Source organism: Candidatus Pantoea rara, from assembly GCF_051136265.1.
GTDB lineage: Bacteria > Pseudomonadota > Gammaproteobacteria > Enterobacterales > Enterobacteriaceae > Pantoea > Pantoea rara.
The window spans coordinates 3588646-3606418 of sequence record NZ_CP194942.1 but is presented as its reverse complement, the minus strand read 5'-3'; the positions used below and the strand labels follow the sequence as shown (position 1 = coordinate 3606418).

The window sequence follows — 17773 nt, the reverse complement described above, 5'->3', positions numbered from 1 at the left end:
CATGATTAACGGTAAAAAAGCGGCTAATCGCTCACTGCGCTGGGGCATGATCGGCGGCGGCGGCACCAGCCAGATTGGATATATCCATCGCTCGGCGGCACAGCGTGACGGCAACTTTGTGCTGCTGGCGGGCGCGTTTGATCTTGATGCCGCACGCGGGCGCGAGTTTGGTCAGGCGCTGGGTGTGGCTCCTGAGCGCTGTTACACCGATTATGCCAGCCTGTTCGCCGGAGAAGCCGCGCGTGAAGATGGCATTGAAGCGGTGTCGATCGCGACGCCTAATAATACGCATTTCTCTATTTGTCGGGCGGCCCTGAGTGCCGGGCTGCATGTGGTGTGCGAGAAGCCGCTCTGTTTTACGGTCGAAGAGGCCGATGAGCTGGAGCAGCTGAGCCGGGAGAAGCAGAAGATTGTTGGCGTCACGTATGGCTATGCCGGGCATCAGCTGGTTCATCAGGCCAGAGAGATGATTGCTGAAGGGGCCCTGGGTGAGATCCGCATCGTGAATATGCAGTTTGCCCACGGCTTCCATAATGAGGCGGTAGAGTTGCAGAGTGAGAGCACCCGCTGGCGGGTCGATCCGCGCTTTGTCGGCCCGAGTTACGTGTTAGGCGATCTGGCGACGCATCCACTGTTTATTGCCGAAACGATGTTGCCGCAGTTAAAAGTGAAACGTTTGCTCTGTTCACGCCAGAGCTTTGTTGCCTCGCGTGCACCGCTGGAGGATAACGCCTTCGTGATGATGGAGTATGACAACGGTGCGGTCGGCACGCTCTGGGCGTCGGCGGTGAATGCGGGATCGATGCATGGGCAGAAGATTCGGGTGGTCGGGTCGAAAGCCAGCCTGGAGTGGTGGGATGAGCAGCCGAACCAGCTACGATACGAAGTGCAGGGCGAACCGGTGCGGATTCTGGAGCGCGGCATGGGCTACCTCAGCCCGCGCGCGCTGGAAGAGGACCGCATTAGTGGGGGACACACAGAAGGACTATTTGAAGCCTGGTCGAATCTCTATCGTCGCTTCGCGCTGGCAATGGATGCCACCGATCGCCGCGACACTGCCTTCCTTCAGGGCTTCTGGTATCCCGATGTGCATGCCGGCTTAATGGGCGTGCGCTGGGTGGCGCAGTGCGTGAAATCAGCAGATGCCGGGGCGGTGTGGGTGGAAGGATAAGGCAGGGCGACTGGCATTGATATTAATGAAAACGTCAGACGCAGAACGCAAAAAACCCGCCAGAGGCGGGTTTCTTTAAATTTTGGTGCCCGAACCCGGAATCGAACCAGGGACACGGGGATTTTCAATCCCCTGCTCTACCGACTGAGCTATTCGGGCAACGGGGCGCATTAAACCGTAAAGGCCGCAGGTCGTCAACGGCTTTCACTAAAAAACCCCTGGAAACGTGACTGATTGCCTGATTTTCAGTCAAAGCGGGTAAAACTCAGGCCAGCGCGCCATTTTTTCGGCACAGCGCGATACTGTAGACATCCTCTGCCAGCCGCTGTGCGGTGGCGACATCCTGCACATTGCGCTTCACCAGCAGCCTGCTCAGGCAGCCTTCAAGGATCAGCTCCATCTGATCGGTCACCATGCTGGGGTTATCCAGACCCTGCTCCACCAGAATGTCATGGGTGAACTGCCACGAGCCGCTTTTTTGCTGCTCGGCCAGTTGATGGATGGGCTGATCGGGCTGCGGGTAGAAGCTGCAGGCGGCGATAAACAGGCAGCCCGGAAAGCGTCCTTTGCTGACCTGCTCACTCAGGACTTCATAGCGTGCCATCAGCTTCTGATCCGGTGATAGCGATTCATCCAGCAGGATCTGGCGTCGCCAGGTTTCAATCTGCTGGCCGTGATAGCGCAGTGCATCATAGAGCAGGGCATCGCGGTCGGGCCAGAACAGCTGAAGCTGCTCCTGACTTAAGTCGGAACCCGCCAGGGTTGCCAATGAGAGGGTGGCGGCGAGGCCGTTCTGTTCAAGCACATTCAATGCATGCTCGAGTATCTGTTCACGCTGCAAGTGACTCTCCTCTGGTATGCAGGCCCGGCAATTTCGCCGGGCAATGACCTGTCCAGTGTTGTTTATGGGGTAAGTTTCTGCAAATGCGCCCGGAAATCGGCGGCATTGAGAAACCCGGTGATGCGCGATCCGGGGATTTCACGGCCCTGCGCATCAAAGAACAAAATGGTTGGTAAGCCCAGCACCTGAAGATGCTGCAACAGCGCGTTGTCGCTGGCGCTGTTGGCGGTGACGTTAGCCTGTAGCAACTGAACCCTGCTCAGGCTATCGCGCACGGCGTTATCACTAAAGGTATATTTTTCAAACTCTTTGCAGGCGACGCACCAGTCCGCGTAGAGATCGACCATCGTGATGCGGCCCCGGGCCTGCTGCAGCGCGCTATCGAGTTGTTGCGGCGTCTGGAGGGACTGGAACGGCAGCGGTGCCACAGCATGCTGCGTGGCCGGGCCGCCAAATGCCCAGTCCTGTAATGGACGCGCGCTGATCAGCGCTGCGGCCAGCATAATAACCTGCACTACGCGCCACTTACCGCTGCTGGCGCGCAGACTGATGCTGAACGCCCAGCCGAAGAACGCCACGCCGAGCAGGCTCCAGAGCCGCAATCCCCACGCGTCGCCCACTACCCGCTCCAGCAGGAACACCGGCAGCGCCAGGATGACAAAACCAAAGCCCTCTTTGACGGTTTGCATCCACGGGCCGCTTTTTGGCAGCAGCCGGTTACCAAACAGGGTCACAGCGATCAGCGGTAAGCCCATGCCGACCGCATAGAGCCACAGCGTCCCGGCACCGGCCCACAGATTTCCGCTTTGTGCGATGTAAAGCAGAATGGCGCTGAGCGGAGCGGTAGTACAGGGTGAGCAGATCAATCCCGCCAGTGCGCCCATCAGGAAGACGCCGGGCAGCGATCCCCCCTGCTGGCGATTGCTCCACAGGGTCAGACGGGTTTGCAGGCTCGAGGGCAGTTGCAGCGTAAACAGGCCGAACATCGACAGGGCCAGCACGATAAACAGCAGGGAGAGCGTGAACAGCACGTATGGATGCTGCAACGCGGCCTGGAAGCGTAATCCCGCTGCCGCGACCACCATCCCTAATAGCGTGTAGGTCAGCGCCATCCCCTGGACATAGACCATCGCCAGTGCGAACAGTCGCCCGAGGGAATAATGCCGCTGTCCGCCAAGGATAATGCCGGAGATCAGCGGATACATCGGCAGCACGCAGGGCGTAAATGCCACGCCGATGCCGATCAGCAGTGCCCAGAGCGGGGAAAAGGGCAGCGGACTGGCGGGCGCGGGCTGAGCACTGACCGGCGCGGGTGCGCTGCTGGCTGCTACTGCACTCACTGGCACGCTGCGTGTTTCCGGCGGATAACAGAATCCGGCAGCGGCACAGCCCTGATAAGTCACGCTGAGCGTGGCACCCCTGGCTGCCTGTTTCAGCGTTACCGGTAGCGTCAGGTCCTGCGGATAGATCTCACTTTTCCCAAAGAATTCATCCTCATGCGGCTGACCGACGGGCAGCGTCAGCGGCGCGATGGCCGCGTTTTGCGGCGTAATGTGGATCTGCTGACGATAGAGGTAGTAACCTGATTTCACTTTCCAGTGCAGGTTGAGCTGCGCGCCCTGCTGGTCAAAGTCAAACGTAAACGCCTGATCGACGGGCACAAAGCGGCTGGTCGCCGGGTTTGAAAAGAGTGAGGCGTGCGCCTGCAGGCAGACAAACAGCGTCAGCAGAAGCGTAATTAAGCGAGAGATGCGTGCAGCCATGACAAGTATTCACTGTCTCCATATTGAACCGGCAGCGCCAGCAGTTCGGGTACGTCGTAAGGGTGAGCGTCTTTGAGCAGATTACACAGCGCCTGCTGATGATCGCTGTCGCACTTCAGCAGCATCTGGACTTCGCTGCTCTGCTCCATTTTTCCCTGCCAGAGATACCAGGAGGTGGCGCCAGGCAGCAGTGTGACACAGGCCGCCAGTCTGGCTTCCAGCGCTAAGCCAGCAAGGTGCTCTGCCGTGGCCTGATCGGGCGCAGTGCAGAGGATAACGACCGCATTCATCCTGTGACTCCTGTTTCAAAGAGCGCCGATGATAGCACGCTCCATCAGTAACACGATGACGGCGCTACAACAGCAGTCCGCCAAACACGAAGCCAGAGAGCACCGACAGTGCAATCGCGATTACCCCGGGAATAATAAAGGCGTGGTTAAAGACAAACTTGCCAATACGGGTTGAGCCAGTGTCATCCATCTCAACGGCGGCCAGCAGGGTGGGGTAGGTCGGCAACACAAACAGCGCCGAAACCGCCGCGAAAGAAGCGATAGCCGTCAGCGGCGTCACGCCCAGCAGCAGCGCGGCGGGCATCAGCGCTTTGGTGGTCGCGGCCTGCGAGTAGAGCAGCATTGAGGCGAAGAAGAGCACCAGCGCCAGCATCCACGGATACGTTTTCAGCGCATCACCTGCCAGCATCTGGATCTCCGCCAGATGCGCCTTCACAAAGGTATCGCCCAGCCAGGCGACGCCCATTACGCAGATACAGGCGCTCATGCCGGATTTAAAGGTGCTGGCGCTGAGGATGTCGCTGGTGTCGAGCTTACAGGTCAGGCTGATCAGTGTGGCGATGGTGAGCATAAACACCACAATCGCTTCATTGCGTGGCAGCGGCGGATTGGCGATCAGGCCAACGCTGGCGCTGGTCGCGGTGGCATAGAGCACTACGGCCACGATACCTGTCAGAAATAGCATCACTGATTTTTTCGCGCCCGGTTTTGCCTGGAAGACGCTGGCGCCGCGCAGCGTGACTTCACCTTTGGCGAGGCGCGCCTGATAGACCTCATCATCCTTCAGCTCTTTGCCCAGAAAGTTCGTCACCAGTGCCGCCAGAAAAAGACCCACCATGGTTGAGGGAATGGCAATCGCCAGCAGCGTGATATAGCTGATGCCGCGCGGTTCAAGCAGGGTGGCGAAGAAGACTACCGCGGCTGAAATCGGTGAAGCGGTAATGGCGATCTGAGAAGCCACCACTGCAATCGACAGCGGGCGGGAAGGGCGGACGCCTTGCTCTTTCGCCACTTCCGCAATCACCGGCAGCGTGGAGAACGCAGTGTGTCCGGTTCCGGCCAGCAGCGTCATCAGGTAGGTGACCAGGGGGGCCAGTAGCGTGACATGGCGCGGATGACGGCGCAGCAGTTTTTCTGCCAGGCTGACCAGATAATCCATGCCGCCCGCCACCTGCATGGCGGCTATCGCGGCGATTACCGCCATGATGATTTCAATCACATCGAACGGGATAGCGCCGGGTGCCAGGCCAAATCCCAGCGTCAGCACCAGCACGCCCATCCCGCCGGCGAACCCGATACCAATCCCGCCAAGACGTGCGCCCAACCAGATCGCCATCAAAACGATAAGCAGCTCAACCACAAACATGAATCACTCCTGAAAATTAAACCGGGTAAACCTGGGTGTGTTGTGTGTTGTTTAACAAAAAAAAAGGCACACCGTGTTGATCGCGGTGTGCCTTTGGTTAACCAGCGTCGGTTAAGCCTTACTGTTCGTTTTCATCGGTATAACGTTTGGCTTTATAGACCGGGTACATCAGGTTCTGTACCGAGAAGATATCGTCCAGCTCACTTTCCGTTAGCAGGCCACGCTCCAGCACGACTTCACGCACGCTTTTACCGGTTTCCGCACAGATTTTGCCGACGATGTCGCCGTTATGGTGGCCGATGTAAGGGTTGAGGTAAGTCACGATACCAATCGAGTTGAAGACGTAGGCTTCGCACACCGCACGGTTGGCGGTAATACCGTTGACGCACTTCTCCAGCAGGTTGTAACAGGCGTTAGTCAGGATGCTGATCGATTCAAACAGTGCCTGACCAATCACTGGCTCCATCACGTTGAGCTGTAACTGACCTGCCTCAGAGGCCATGGTGACGGTGATGTCGTTGCCAATGACTTTGAAGCAGACCTGATTGACGACTTCCGGCACCACCGGGTTAACCTTGGCCGGCATGATAGAGGAACCCGCCTGCAGCTCTGGCAGGTTGATTTCATTCAGGCCGGCGCGTGGGCCGGAGGAGAGCAGGCGCAGGTCGTTACAGATTTTGGAGAGCTTCACGGCCAGACGTTTCAGCGATGAATGGACCATCACATAGGCACCACAGTCAGAAGTGGCTTCAATCAGGTCTTCCGCGGGCACCACCGGCAGGTTGCTGACTTCCGCCAGACGCTGTACCGCCAGATGCTGATAGCCTTCCGGCGTATTGAGTCGGGTGCCGATGGCGGTCGCGCCCAGGTTCACTTCCAGCAGCAGTTCAGCGGTGCGCAGAATACTTTTGGTCTCTTCGTTCAGAAGCACGCTGAAGGCGTGAAACTCCTGACCGAGTGTCATTGGCACAGCATCCTGCAACTGGGTACGGCCCATTTTCAGGATGGTCTGGAATTCATCGGCTTTGTGCTGGAAACCTTCGGCCAGCTGGCTGATGCCATCAAGCAGTTTCAACAGCGAGCTGTAAACCGCGATGCGAAAGCCGGTTGGGTAGGCGTCATTGGTAGACTGGCATTTGTTTACATGATCGTTGGGGTTCAGGTACTGATATTCCCCTTTCTGGTGGCCCATCAACTCCAGGCCGATGTTCGCCAGCACTTCATTGGTGTTCATGTTCACGGAGGTTCCGGCACCGCCCTGATAGACATCTACGGGGAACTGGTCCATACAGCGGCCGTTGTTCAGCACTTCGTCACAGGCCTTGATGATGGTATCGGCAATGTTGCGCGGGATGGTCTGCAGCTCTTTGTTGGCCATCGCCGCCGCTTTTTTTACCATCACCATTCCGCGGACAAATTCAGGTATGTCGCTGATTTTGCTGTTGCTGATATAAAAATTCTCAATCGCACGCAGAGTATGAACGCCATAATAGGCATCCGCCGGAACTTCGCGCATACCTAACAGGTCTTCTTCGATACGAATGTTGTTCGCCATGATAACCTTCTTGTTGTTGCCGCTAACCATCACAAAGGATGTGTTTATTTTGTCGTGGTGTACCCGTGCCGACATATTATCCGTCTTCATAGGGGCGTGTGCGATCATATTCTGATGCTTAAGAAAAGCACGCATGCAGATCACTTAATGCTGCAGTATGGTTAACGATATGTGAAGTTGGTTACAAAATTAACCCCGCCGGATAAATTTGACAGGATCGGTTGAAAATGGCGGCGCGGGTGCCCATCTCTTTTCTTATCATCCTCAGGATGAACGCTTTCTGCTGACCGGCACGCTGCCGTTCAGCCCCTACTTACAGGAGAGTACGGTGCGCTGGATACCGTTATTAGTCTTTTTTATTCTGGCCTGGATTGAGATTTCACTCTTCATTCAGGTGGCACACGTCATGGGCGTGCTGCTTACCATGCTGCTGGTGGTCTTCACGTCGTGCATCGGGGTGTCGCTGGTCAAAAATCAGGGCATGAAAAACTTTATGCTGATGCAGGAGAAGCTGGCACGTAACGAAAGCCCGGCCACTGAGATGATCAAAAGCGTGTCACTGATCATCGCGGGCTTCCTGCTGCTGTTGCCTGGTTTCTTCACTGACCTGCTGGGCTTGCTGCTGCTGCTGCCACCGGTACAGAAGCATCTGACGCTGAAGCTGATGCCTCATCTGCGCGTCTGGCGCGGACCCGGCGCCGGCCCTGACAGCGGCTACACCATGGATGGCGAGTTCGAGCGTAAAGACAGCGATCGCCTTGAGAACCATGACGATCGCAAGGATCGTTAACCGCATCAATAGCCTGTAAAAGCGCAATCTTCGGGTTGCGTTTTTTATTTGTCCCGTCATCTGTTTAAAAAGCCACCAGTTATCACATCAGGGTAAAAAAATTTGTTGTCTGCCCCCTTGAAAGCGGATGGTGGCGGCCCTATCTCTCTGGTCACGAGGCCGGAAGCCATGCAGACCGGTGATCAACCCCAAAACTGAATGATTGGACTTCTCAAAGGAGAGCTATCACATGAAAATTCGTCCATTGCACGATCGCGTTATCGTCAAGCGTAAAGAAGTTGAAGCTAAATCAGCTGGCGGCATCGTGCTGACCGGTTCTGCAGCCGGTAAATCCACCCGTGGTGAAGTTCTGGCTGTTGGCAATGGCCGCATCCTTGAGAGTGGCGACGTTAAGCCGCTGGACGTGAAGGTTGGTGATGTCGTGATCTTCAGTGAAGGTTACGGCGCTAAAACCGAGAAAATCGACAACGAAGAGGTGTTGATCATCTCTGAGAGCGACATTCTGGCCGTTGTTGAAGCGTAATTTTTACGCGTAATTCACTGAACGAAACGAATTTAAGGGATATTTAAAGATGGCAGCTAAAGACGTAAAATTCGGTAATGACGCACGCGTAAAAATGCTGCGTGGCGTGAACGTACTGGCAGATGCAGTAAAAGTTACCCTAGGCCCGAAAGGCCGTAACGTAGTTCTGGATAAATCTTTTGGTGCACCGACCATCACTAAAGATGGTGTTTCTGTGGCACGTGAAATCGAGCTGGAAGACAAGTTCGAGAACATGGGCGCGCAGATGGTGAAAGAAGTGGCCTCTAAAGCGAACGACGCTGCGGGCGACGGTACCACCACTGCAACCGTACTGGCACAGTCTATCATCACCGAAGGCCTGAAAGCGGTCGCAGCGGGTATGAACCCAATGGACCTTAAGCGCGGTATCGATCAGGCAGTGATCGCTGCGGTTGAGAAACTGAAAGCGCTGTCTGTACCTTGCTCTGACTCTAAAGCGATTGCGCAGGTTGGTACTATCTCTGCTAACTCCGATGAAACCGTGGGCCAGCTGATTGCTCAGGCGATGGAGAAAGTAGGTAAAGAAGGCGTGATCACCGTTGAAGAAGGCACCGGCCTGCAGGACGAGCTGGATGTGGTTGAAGGTATGCAGTTTGATCGCGGCTACCTGTCCCCTTACTTCATCAACAAGCCAGAAACAGGCGCAATTGAACTGGAATCTCCGTTCATCCTGCTGGCTGACAAGAAAATTTCTAACATCCGTGAAATGCTGCCAGTGCTGGAAGCCGTTGCGAAAGCAGGCAAACCACTGCTGATCATCGCGGAAGACGTTGAAGGCGAAGCGCTGGCAACACTGGTGGTGAACACCATGCGTGGCATCGTGAAAGTGGCTGCTGTGAAAGCACCAGGCTTCGGCGACCGTCGTAAAGCGATGCTGCAGGATATCGCTATCCTGACCGGTGGTACCGTTATCTCTGAAGAGATCGGTATGGAACTGGAAAAAGCGGCTCTGGAAGATCTGGGCCAGGCTAAACGCGTTGTGATCAACAAAGACACCACCACCATCATCGACGGTGTGGGTGAAGAAGCGACAATCCAGGGACGTGTAACCCAGATTCGTCAGCAGATCGAAGAAGCAACGTCTGACTACGACAAAGAAAAACTGCAGGAGCGCGTCGCGAAACTGGCAGGCGGCGTAGCCGTTCTGAAAGTCGGCGCAGCTACTGAAGTTGAAATGAAAGAGAAGAAAGCCCGCGTTGAAGATGCGCTGCACGCAACCCGTGCTGCTGTAGAAGAAGGTGTGGTTGCCGGTGGTGGCGTGGCGCTGGTTCGCGTTGCAGCACAGCTGGTTGATCTGCGTGGTCAGAACGAAGATCAGAACGTCGGTATCAAAGTTGCGCTGCGCGCGATGGAATCTCCACTGCGTCAGATCGTGTCTAACGCCGGTGAAGAGCCATCTGTTGTCGCTAATAACGTGAAAGCGGGCGACGGTAACTACGGTTACAACGCGCAGACTGAAGAGTACGGCAACATGATCGACTTCGGTATCCTGGACCCAACCAAAGTGACCCGTTCTGCTCTGCAGTACGCGGCCTCTGTTGCAGGTCTGATGATCACCACCGAATGTATGGTCACTGACATGCCTAAAGGCGACGCACCTGATTTAGGCGGCGGCGCTGGCGGTATGGGTGGCATGGGCGGTATGGGCGGCATGATGTAATTGCCGTTGACTGCTTAAGTCATCACAGAACCCCCGATCGGAAACGGTCGGGGGTTTTTCTTTTGGGTGGGAAAATAGTATAAGTAGTGGCGCAATCGTTCGTCTTTCCTCTTGATATCTCCCGCTGTCTGCTCGCTGACTGTTGTCGCCCCGCCGGATTGACTTGCTGCTGTAAGTTTATGGGGATGCGCCAATCTGCCAGCCTGAATACAGTATGAAATATTGAGGTGATATAACGGGATTAAGGCAATGAATGTTCAGAAAAAAGAGATCTTTTTCTGCTACGCTGCCACCCGACTCTGATGATAATAAATGGGGATTACAATGCGGATTAACCTCTTGCTCGGACTGACGGCTGGCGCGTTATTGCTGGCGGGCTGCAGCAGCTCTACGCAACTCTCTTCAGCAGGACAGCGCGTAACGTTTACCGATCAGCAGCCTGGCAATAACTGTCAGCTTCTGGGCAATATCACCGGCTCACAGAGCAACTGGCTGAGCGGTGCAGGCGGCGAAACCAGTGCACTGCGCGGTGCAGCTAATGACCTGCGCAATCGCGCAGCAGAGATGGGCGGCAACGTGATTTATGGTGCCACCAGCCCGACGCAGAACCTGTTATCCGCGTTCGCGCCACTCGACAGCAAAATGACCGGCCAGGTTTATAAGTGTCCATAATGTGAATCGGGCACCTTACCGTATTCAACCGGCCAGCCTTTCGCTGGCCGTTTTTATTCCTGACGTAACTGCAAATCTAACGGCGTTTTGCTCGGCTCGCCGCCAATTTCCCGTGCCAGCTTCGGCACCAGATAGCCTGAGACCTGTGACAGCAGGGACCGAACCAGCTGGCGTGCTTCGTCATCTGAGACAAAGAAATGCGCGGCACCCTGTACCTTATCCAGCACGTGCAGATAATAGGGCAGAATCCCTGCATCGAACAGGGCGTTGCTCAGCGTCGCCAGCGTCTGCGCATTGTCATTGATACCGTGCAATAAAACGCTCTGATTAAGCAGAGTCACACCGGCACGCTTCAGGCTGATCATCGCCTCGCGCAGCTCATCATCAATCTCCTGCGCATGGTTGATGTGCGTGACCATCAGCACCTGCAGGCGGGTTTCACTGAGCATCTGACAGAATTGATCGGTAATGCGTGCGGGTATCACCACCGGCAAACGGCTGTGGATGCGCAGGCGTTTCAGGTGCGGGATCTTTTCCAGCGCGGCGATCAGCCAGGCGAGCTCATGATCTTTCGCCATCAGCGGATCGCCGCCGGAGAAAATGATCTCATCCAGCTCAGGATGATCGGCGATATAGTCCAGTGCCGCCTGCCAGCTACGCTTGTTGCCGGGATTATCCTGATAGGGGAAATGACGACGGAAGCAGTAGCGACAGTTGACCGCGCAGCCGCCTTTTACCAGTAATAATGCCCGGTTTCGGTATTTATGCAGCAATCCAGGCACAACGTTACTTTGTTCATCGAGCGGATCGGTGCTATAACCTGGCGCATCAGTGAATTCCTGGCGGCGGGTCAGAACCTGAAGCAGCAGTGGGTCGTGCGCATCGCCTTTTTTCATCCGGCGGATGAACGCATGCGGGACACGCAGGGCGAAAAGACGCCGCGCATCCGCACCTTCTGCCAGCTCGGTGTGCTGATCCAGGGCTAAAATCCGCAGTAATTCATCAGGTTCAGTGACAACATTCGCAAGTTGCTGCAACCAATCTTCTCTGGAAGGTGTTTTTAGGGTTACAATGTGTGCCATTTTTTTGGCTTAGTACCAGTGTCAATTTTCGTAGAGGGCCTTCATGGCGACTTATTCTAGCAACGATTTCCGTCCCGGTCTTAAAATCATGTTCGAAGGCGAGCCGTATGCCATCGAATCCAGTGAGTTTGTTAAACCGGGTAAAGGTCAGGCATTCGCACGCGTCAAAATGCGTCGCCTGCTGACGGGTTCTCGCGTTGAGAAAACTTTTAAATCTACCGACTCCGCCGAAGGCGCAGACGTAGTAGATACCAACCTGAACTACCTGTACAACGACGGTGAGTTCTATCACTTCATGCACCCGGAAAGTTTTGAGCAGTTCCAGGTCGAAGAGAAGACGGTAAACGATGCAGCGAAATGGCTGCAGGATAACGCTGAATGTATCGTTACGCTGTGGAACGGTCGCCCAATCGCCGTTCAGCCGCCGAACTTTATTGAAGCTGAAGTTATCGAAACCGATCCAGGTCTGAAAGGTGATACTGCGGGTACTGGCGGTAAGCCAGCCAAGCTGTCTACCGGCGCCGTGGTAAAAGTGCCATTGTTCGTGCAGGAGGGCGAAGTGGTCAAAGTTGACACCCGCTCTGGCGAATACGTGTCACGCGTGAAATAAGATTCGCAGGCGCATCTCCGGGTGCGCCTTTTTCTTGTCTGAGAGAAAAAATGATCAAGCTGGCAAAATTAATCGCGTTCGCGTTGCTGGTCTCTTCTGCGCTAAGCGCCTGCAACACATTCCACGGTTTTGGCGAAGATGTCTCCCACTTAGGTGGTGCTATTTCGCGTGCGGCAAAATGACCGTAACGGGTTGTCCTTTTTAGGGTCCCGCCAGCAGCAAGTGCCTGAAATCCGGCTATGCTTAAAGCGCTGTACTTTACATCCATCAAAAAGGACATTGTTATGTTAAAGAAAAGTATTGCCGCAATCTTCTCTGTACTGGTGCTCTCTTCTCTGCTGACGGCGTGTAATACAACGCGTGGCGTGGGCGAAGATGTTGAAGCGGGTGGCCAGGCGATTCAGAACAGCACGAAGTAACCTGTTATTCCAACCGGTACGAAATGCTTTTCGTACCGGCTTGTCAGATTCTGCACTATTTCTGTTTTACCCAGATTAACTCTTCAACCGGAAAACCATCCCGACGCGCCTGCTCAATCAGTTTCTCTTTTACGCCCGGCTCCAGCTGAGGTGTCCGTGACAATATCCAGAGATAGTGGCGATTCGGGCCACACACCATGGCGTAACGATAATCGGGGTCCAGGGCGATAACGTTATAACCGCCGTAGAAGGGGCCAAAGAAAGAGACTTTCAGGGAGGCTCGCTGTGGTTCACCGGTGAAATAGGCTTTACCGACGCTCTCCTGCCAGCGCTGCTTTTTGACGTTATAGCCACGATTGATCACTTTCAGACCGCCATCTTCACGCGGGCTGTAGTTTGCCGTCACCTGTTCAAGGCCGCGCTCAAAAGGATGATTAAGGCGGGCAATCTCATACCACTGACCGAGATAGCGCTGGCTGTCAAAGTGATCAATGACCGTGACGTTCTTTGGCGGGGTGGTGCTACAGGCTACTGAGAGAAAAGCACTCAGGCTGGCAGCAACTGTTTTCCATGGAGACATAGTGGGATTCCTTTTTGATTTAACCGCTTAAGTATAGAAGCCGAAACGCTGTTTTTGGCAGCATGGGCACGAGATTGTTTGCCGCAGGCATTGCAGGTAGACTTCCCCACCTAATTTGTATCAGGAGTCATCACCATGAGCGAAACGGCAAGCTGGCAACCAAGCGCATCCATCGCCAATTTGTTAAAACGCGCCGCTATTTTAGCAGAAGTGCGTCGTTTCTTTGCCGATCGCGGCGTGCTGGAAGTGGATACGCCGGCGATGAGCCAGGCGACCATTACCGATATCCATCTGGTGCCATTTCAGACGCGTTTTGTCGGACCTGGCGCTTCGCAGGGGCGCGATCTCTGGCTGATGACCAGCCCGGAATATCATATGAAACGTCTGCTGGCGGCCGGCAGTGGACCGATCTACCAGATGGCGCGTAGCTTCCGCAATGAAGAAGCGGGACGCCATCATAACCCGGAATTCACCATGCTGGAGTGGTACCGGCCGCATTACGACATGTACCGTCTGATGAACGAAGTCGACGATCTGATGCAGCAGGTGCTTGAGTGTGATAGCGCGGAGTCGCTCTCCTATCAGCAGGCATTTATCCGCCATCTCGAGCTTGACCCGCTGTCTGCGGATAAAGCGCAGTTGCGTGAAGCGGCTGAGAAGCTGGGTGAAGGCGAGCTGGCGCGGGCAGAAGAGGATCGCGATACCTTACTGATGCTGCTATTTATGCTGGGCGTAGAACCGAAGATTGGTCAGGATAAACCCTGCTTTGTTTACCATTTCCCGGCCAGCCAGGCTGCACTGGCAGAGATCAGTACGGAAGATCACCGCGTGGCAGAACGCTTCGAGGTCTATTACAAGGGCATTGAGCTGGCGAACGGTTTCCGTGAACTGACCGACAGCCGCGAGCAGCGTCAGCGCTTTGAGCAGGATAACCGTCGCCGTGCGGCGCGTAATCTGCCTGTGCATCCTATTGATACTTATCTGCTGGATGCGCTGGCGCATGGTATGCCAGCCTGTTCCGGGGTCGCGCTGGGTATTGATCGCCTGATCATGCTGGCATTGAAAGCGGAGTCATTGAGTGAGGTGATCGCGTTTCCGGTTGATCGGTGCTAATTGGTTATTAACAAACGATGACGGAAGCTTGGGAAGGGTTGGCCCGGATGAAGAGCAAAGCGTCCGAGCCATGATGGCGAGGCCGACAGCCATGGATGGCGACCTTCTTTGCGATCAGCTGGGCCATCCCTGGCCTGGCTCGGGTTTTAGTTAGTTACTATTGTCCGGAAACTCCTGAATGGTCACCGGCAGCGTGAGTTTCTGATCGTTTCGCAGCACCTGCACATCAATGACTGAACCCGGACGAATTTCTGCCACCTGATCCATCGTCTCCTGCGCGGAGATGGCCGGCTTGCCGTTTACGCTGAGCAGGACATCGTTGGCCTGAATCCCGGCTTTATCCGCAGGTCCATCTGGCGTGACCACGCTGACAATGATGCCCTGAACCCGATCCAGATTGCTGCCCTGTCCGTGCAGCGGCGGCAACTCACGCCCGGTAATGCCAATATAGCCGCGGATCACCCGACCATCACGAATCAGCTTATCCATGATTTTTGACGCTAAGACGGTTGGAATGGCGAAACCAATCCCTTCCGGCGTTTCACCATCATTACTTTTATCAAAAGTCAGGGTGTTAATGCCCATCAACTCGCCGAGCGAGTTAATCAGCGCGCCGCCGGAGTTACCCTGGTTGATTGAGGCATCTGTCTGCAGAAAATTCTGTCGGCCTGATGAACTCAGGCCTATGCGGCCCGTGGCGCTGATAATGCCCTGTGTCACCGTCTGACCGAGGTTATAGGGGTTGCCGATCGCCATCACCACATCACCAATATGCGGCTGCCGGTTTGGATTAATCGGAATCACGGGCAGGCCAGAGGCCGTAATCTTGAGAACCGCCAGATCGGTCATTCCATCGGAACCCACCAGTGTCGCTTCAAAGAAGCGGCCATCCTGCAGCGCCACGATAATCTGATCAGCATTGTTGATCACATGTTTGTTAGTGAGGATGTAGCCTTTTACATTCATGATCACCCCGGAACCCAGGGTCGTGATGCCACGATTGTTGTTGCCGTGGGCGCTACGATTGTAAACATTCACAACGGCAGGCACGGCGCGGCGCACCCCTTGATTGAAGCTAAAGGGCGTTTCGTCGGTAATGTTTTCGTGGTTATAGAGGGCGTCGCTGCCCATACGCAGTGCAGGCAGTGCTGCGAGCAAAATACCCGCCACAATCAGGCCCAGCACCACGGCACGCAAAAGTTTAAGAAACATGGTGTTAAATCACGCCAGGGGAGATCGCAGGGGAGAATAGCATGAGAGCGGCGGACACACACGCGCTTGTGTCCGCCGTAATGCGAGGTTTATCTCAGCAACAGATAGATAGTTTCATCGCCGCGTACCACATTCAGTGCCAGTACCGGCGGTTTCCCTTCCAGGATTTTACGCAGTTCAGCAATGTTCTGAACACGGCTACGGTTAACGCCGATAATCACATCATCTTTCTGCAGGCCAACCTGTTCAGCCGGTGTGCCTTTTTCGAGGGTATCGACTTTCACGCCTTTATCACCTGTCTTCGTCTGTCCATCACTCAGGGTTGCGCCCTGAAGTGCAGGTGACATCAGCTGTGCGCTGGCAGTAGTCTGCGAACTCTGCTCCAGCGTAACGGTAACCGTTAATGGCTTACCTTCACGCAGCAGGCCAAGCTTAACCTGCTCGCCTGGTGGCGTAGTGCCCACTTTTACGCGCAGCTCCGCGAAGCTGGTAATTGGCTTATCGTTGATTGAAGTAATGATATCGCCTGACTTCACGCCCGCTTTCTGCGCGGCAGATTGCGGTAAGACTTCAGAAACAAAGGCACCGCGCTGTGCATCGACATTGAACGCTTTAGCCATGTCGGCCGTCATTTCGGTACCTTTGATGCCGAGCTGACCGCGCTTCACTTCACCATATTTGATCAGCTGCTGCGCGAGGTTCATCGCCATATCACTAGGGATAGCAAAGCCGATGCCGATGTTACCGCCGCTTGAGGCGAGAATAGCGGTATTAATACCGATCAGCTCGCCGTTAAGGTTGACCAGCGCGCCGCCTGAGTTACCGCGGTTGATGGCAGCATCGGTCTGAATAAAGTTTTCCAGTCCCTCCAGGTTCAGTCCGCTGCGGCCCAGCGCAGAGATAATCCCGGAAGTGGCAGTCTGTCCCAGACCAAACGGGTTACCGATCGCTACCGCGAAATCACCGACTTTCAGCTGATCGGAGTCCGCGACTTTTACCTGCGTGAGGTTTTTTGCGCCCTGAATCTGAATCAGCGCGATATCGGTCTGCTCATCATGGCCGATCAGTTTGGCTTCATATTCGCTGCCGTCGCCAAGCTGTACGTTGATTTTATCTGCACCGTTGACCACGTGATTGTTGGTCAGCACGTAGCCTTTAGCGGCATCAATGATGACGCCAGAACCCAGGCCTTCAAACGGCTGTGGCTGACTGTTTCCGCCGGGCATCTGGCCGAAAAAGCGTTTCAGCGGTTCAGGAATATCCTGAGCCTGCGCACCCGAATCAGTGCCTTCAACGTGAACACTGACCACGGCGGGTAACACTTTCTCCAGCATCGGTGCCAGACTCGGCAGCGGCTGGCCGGCAATTTGTGCTGGCAGCGTTGCCATCGCGTCTGGCGCGGCGGCAAGACTCATCCCAATACTCAGGGCTAATGCGCTAAACAGGCGTGCTTGTTTTTTCATTGCTACAACGCTCTCGCTGCAAAAGGTGGGAGGAATTAATCAATGTGACAGTCGTTTGCGGTCAGGGTTCGCAAAATCAGTGGGCGCAGACAGGCTGCGCCCCAAAATGATTAGTCGCGGGCAGGGCGCTCGCCACGCAGTAAACCCGATGCGCCTTCAGAATAGTCGCGCGGCATCTGCACCGGGACCTGATCGTTGTCCGCTTCAGCTTCAGTCAACTGGTAGGCAAACGGATTTTTCTGTCCAGGCAGATTTGGCAGCAGGTCATTGGATCCTTTTGCCATGTGCTGGTAAAGCTGACGATAATCACGTGCCATGTTATCCAGCAGCTCCGCGCTCTGCGCGAAGTGGTTGGTCAGCTCTTCGCGATAATCAGCCAGCTCCGCTTTCGATTTTTCCAGCTCGTACTGCATGCTGCGCTGCTCACGCAGCTTCTTGTTGCCAAAACGCATGGCTACTGCGCCGACAATAATACCTACCACTAAACCAATTAGCCCGTATTCCCAGGTCATAATGACTCCCGTGTTATTTCCATTGTTCCGTAGGGCATTGCACCATTTCAATAATAGTCACTATACCCGTTAATCTTATGGATGTGGAACTCCGGAGCAGCATGGCTTAGTG

The 17773-nt window shown here is 55.1% G+C and carries 19 protein-coding genes and 1 tRNA gene; 9 read left to right on the top strand and 11 right to left on the bottom strand.

The genetic code is table 11. The features are described from left to right. Window position 1: 1 nt before the first annotated feature. Window positions 2–1171, top strand: coding sequence for a Gfo/Idh/MocA family protein (locus ACR8BF_RS17070; protein WP_434745317.1), 1170 nt, complete (start codon window positions 2–4; stop codon window positions 1169–1171). 83 nt (window positions 1172–1254) lie between these two features. Here the strand turns inward: ACR8BF_RS17070 and ACR8BF_RS17065 are convergent. From ACR8BF_RS17065 to aspA, 6 genes are all read right to left on the bottom strand, one after another. Beyond that, a tRNA-Phe gene (locus tag ACR8BF_RS17065) sits at window positions 1255–1330 on the bottom strand. Window positions 1331–1436: 106 nt separating this feature from the next. Continuing rightward, complete coding sequence (gene dicD, locus ACR8BF_RS17060) at window positions 1437–2012, bottom strand: division control transcriptional repressor DicD (protein WP_434745316.1); 576 nt, start codon at window positions 2010–2012, stop codon at window positions 1437–1439. A 62-nt stretch (window positions 2013–2074) separates the two neighbouring features. Next, window positions 2075–3775: a protein-disulfide reductase DsbD gene (locus ACR8BF_RS17055; RefSeq protein WP_434745315.1), complete on the bottom strand. Its 1701-nt coding sequence runs from the start codon at window positions 3773–3775 to the stop codon at window positions 2075–2077. After that, window positions 3751–4065: a divalent cation tolerance protein CutA gene (gene cutA / locus ACR8BF_RS17050; protein ID WP_179897323.1), complete on the bottom strand. Its 315-nt coding sequence runs from the start codon at window positions 4063–4065 to the stop codon at window positions 3751–3753. The genes ACR8BF_RS17055 and cutA overlap by 25 nt, the downstream gene beginning before the upstream one ends. A gap of 64 nt (window positions 4066–4129) precedes the next feature. Further along, window positions 4130–5431: an anaerobic C4-dicarboxylate transporter gene (locus tag ACR8BF_RS17045; protein WP_179897325.1), complete on the bottom strand. Its 1302-nt coding sequence runs from the start codon at window positions 5429–5431 to the stop codon at window positions 4130–4132. 118 nt (window positions 5432–5549) lie between these two features. Beyond that, entirely contained in the window at window positions 5550–6986 is a 1437-nt protein-coding gene (gene aspA / locus ACR8BF_RS17040) for an aspartate ammonia-lyase (RefSeq protein WP_033731988.1), read from the bottom strand. 328 nt (window positions 6987–7314) lie between these two features. On the opposite strand from aspA, the gene ACR8BF_RS17035 reads away from it, so the two are divergent. The 4 genes from ACR8BF_RS17035 to ACR8BF_RS17020 all read left to right on the top strand — a co-directional run bounded on the left by ACR8BF_RS17035 (window position 7315) and on the right by ACR8BF_RS17020 (window position 10670). After that, window positions 7315–7776, top strand: a complete 462-nt coding sequence (locus tag ACR8BF_RS17035) for an FxsA family protein (protein WP_313697885.1) — start codon at window positions 7315–7317, stop codon at window positions 7774–7776. A gap of 229 nt (window positions 7777–8005) precedes the next feature. Next, window positions 8006–8299 carry a co-chaperone GroES gene (locus ACR8BF_RS17030; protein WP_179897327.1) on the top strand — a complete coding sequence of 98 codons (294 nt, stop codon included), beginning with the start codon at window positions 8006–8008 and terminating at the stop codon, window positions 8297–8299. Between the two features lie 49 nt (window positions 8300–8348). Continuing rightward, window positions 8349–9998: a chaperonin GroEL gene (groL, locus tag ACR8BF_RS17025; RefSeq protein WP_090963845.1), complete on the top strand. Its 1650-nt coding sequence runs from the start codon at window positions 8349–8351 to the stop codon at window positions 9996–9998. Window positions 9999–10322: 324 nt separating this feature from the next. Next, window positions 10323–10670 carry a DUF4156 domain-containing protein gene (locus ACR8BF_RS17020; protein ID WP_008925394.1) on the top strand — a complete coding sequence of 116 codons (348 nt, stop codon included), beginning with the start codon at window positions 10323–10325 and terminating at the stop codon, window positions 10668–10670. A 53-nt stretch (window positions 10671–10723) separates the two neighbouring features. On the opposite strand, the gene epmB is transcribed toward ACR8BF_RS17020, so the two are convergent. After that, complete coding sequence (epmB, locus tag ACR8BF_RS17015) at window positions 10724–11752, bottom strand: EF-P beta-lysylation protein EpmB (RefSeq protein WP_313697758.1); 1029 nt, start codon at window positions 11750–11752, stop codon at window positions 10724–10726. Window positions 11753–11795: 43 nt separating this feature from the next. On the opposite strand from epmB, the gene efp reads away from it, so the two are divergent. The 3 genes from efp (at window position 11796) to ACR8BF_RS17000 (ending at window position 12781) form a co-directional block, all read left to right on the top strand. Continuing rightward, the gene (gene efp, locus ACR8BF_RS17010) at window positions 11796–12362 is read left to right on the top strand and encodes an elongation factor P (protein WP_008925396.1); all 567 of its coding nucleotides are present in this window, start codon (window positions 11796–11798) and stop codon (window positions 12360–12362) included. Window positions 12363–12412: 50 nt separating this feature from the next. Further along, window positions 12413–12544, top strand: coding sequence for an entericidin A/B family lipoprotein (locus ACR8BF_RS17005; protein ID WP_003848306.1), 132 nt, complete (start codon window positions 12413–12415; stop codon window positions 12542–12544). 102 nt (window positions 12545–12646) lie between these two features. Further along, on the top strand, window positions 12647–12781 hold the full coding sequence (locus ACR8BF_RS17000; protein WP_003848302.1) for an entericidin A/B family lipoprotein: 135 nt from the start codon (window positions 12647–12649) through the stop codon (window positions 12779–12781). Window positions 12782–12836: 55 nt separating this feature from the next. Here the strand turns inward: ACR8BF_RS17000 and ACR8BF_RS16995 are convergent, their stop codons facing one another. Continuing rightward, complete coding sequence (locus ACR8BF_RS16995) at window positions 12837–13361, bottom strand: lipocalin family protein (RefSeq protein WP_292986500.1); 525 nt, start codon at window positions 13359–13361, stop codon at window positions 12837–12839. A gap of 135 nt (window positions 13362–13496) precedes the next feature. Between ACR8BF_RS16995 and epmA the strand changes: the two genes are divergently transcribed. After that, window positions 13497–14474, top strand: coding sequence for an elongation factor P--(R)-beta-lysine ligase (epmA, locus tag ACR8BF_RS16990; protein WP_179897332.1), 978 nt, complete (start codon window positions 13497–13499; stop codon window positions 14472–14474). 150 nt (window positions 14475–14624) lie between these two features. Here epmA and degS read toward each other — a convergent pair whose 3' ends face one another. The 3 genes from degS to zapG all read right to left on the bottom strand — a co-directional run bounded on the left by degS (window position 14625) and on the right by zapG (window position 17661). Next, window positions 14625–15686 carry an outer membrane-stress sensor serine endopeptidase DegS gene (gene degS, locus ACR8BF_RS16985; RefSeq protein WP_179897334.1) on the bottom strand — a complete coding sequence of 354 codons (1062 nt, stop codon included), beginning with the start codon at window positions 15684–15686 and terminating at the stop codon, window positions 14625–14627. A gap of 89 nt (window positions 15687–15775) precedes the next feature. Further along, complete coding sequence (gene degQ, locus ACR8BF_RS16980; RefSeq protein ID WP_179897336.1) at window positions 15776–17149, bottom strand: serine endoprotease DegQ; 1374 nt, start codon at window positions 17147–17149, stop codon at window positions 15776–15778. 110 nt (window positions 17150–17259) lie between these two features. Then, window positions 17260–17661, bottom strand: a complete 402-nt coding sequence (zapG, locus tag ACR8BF_RS16975) for a Z-ring associated protein ZapG (protein ID WP_003848291.1) — start codon at window positions 17659–17661, stop codon at window positions 17260–17262. Between the last annotated feature and the right edge of the window lie 112 nt (window positions 17662–17773).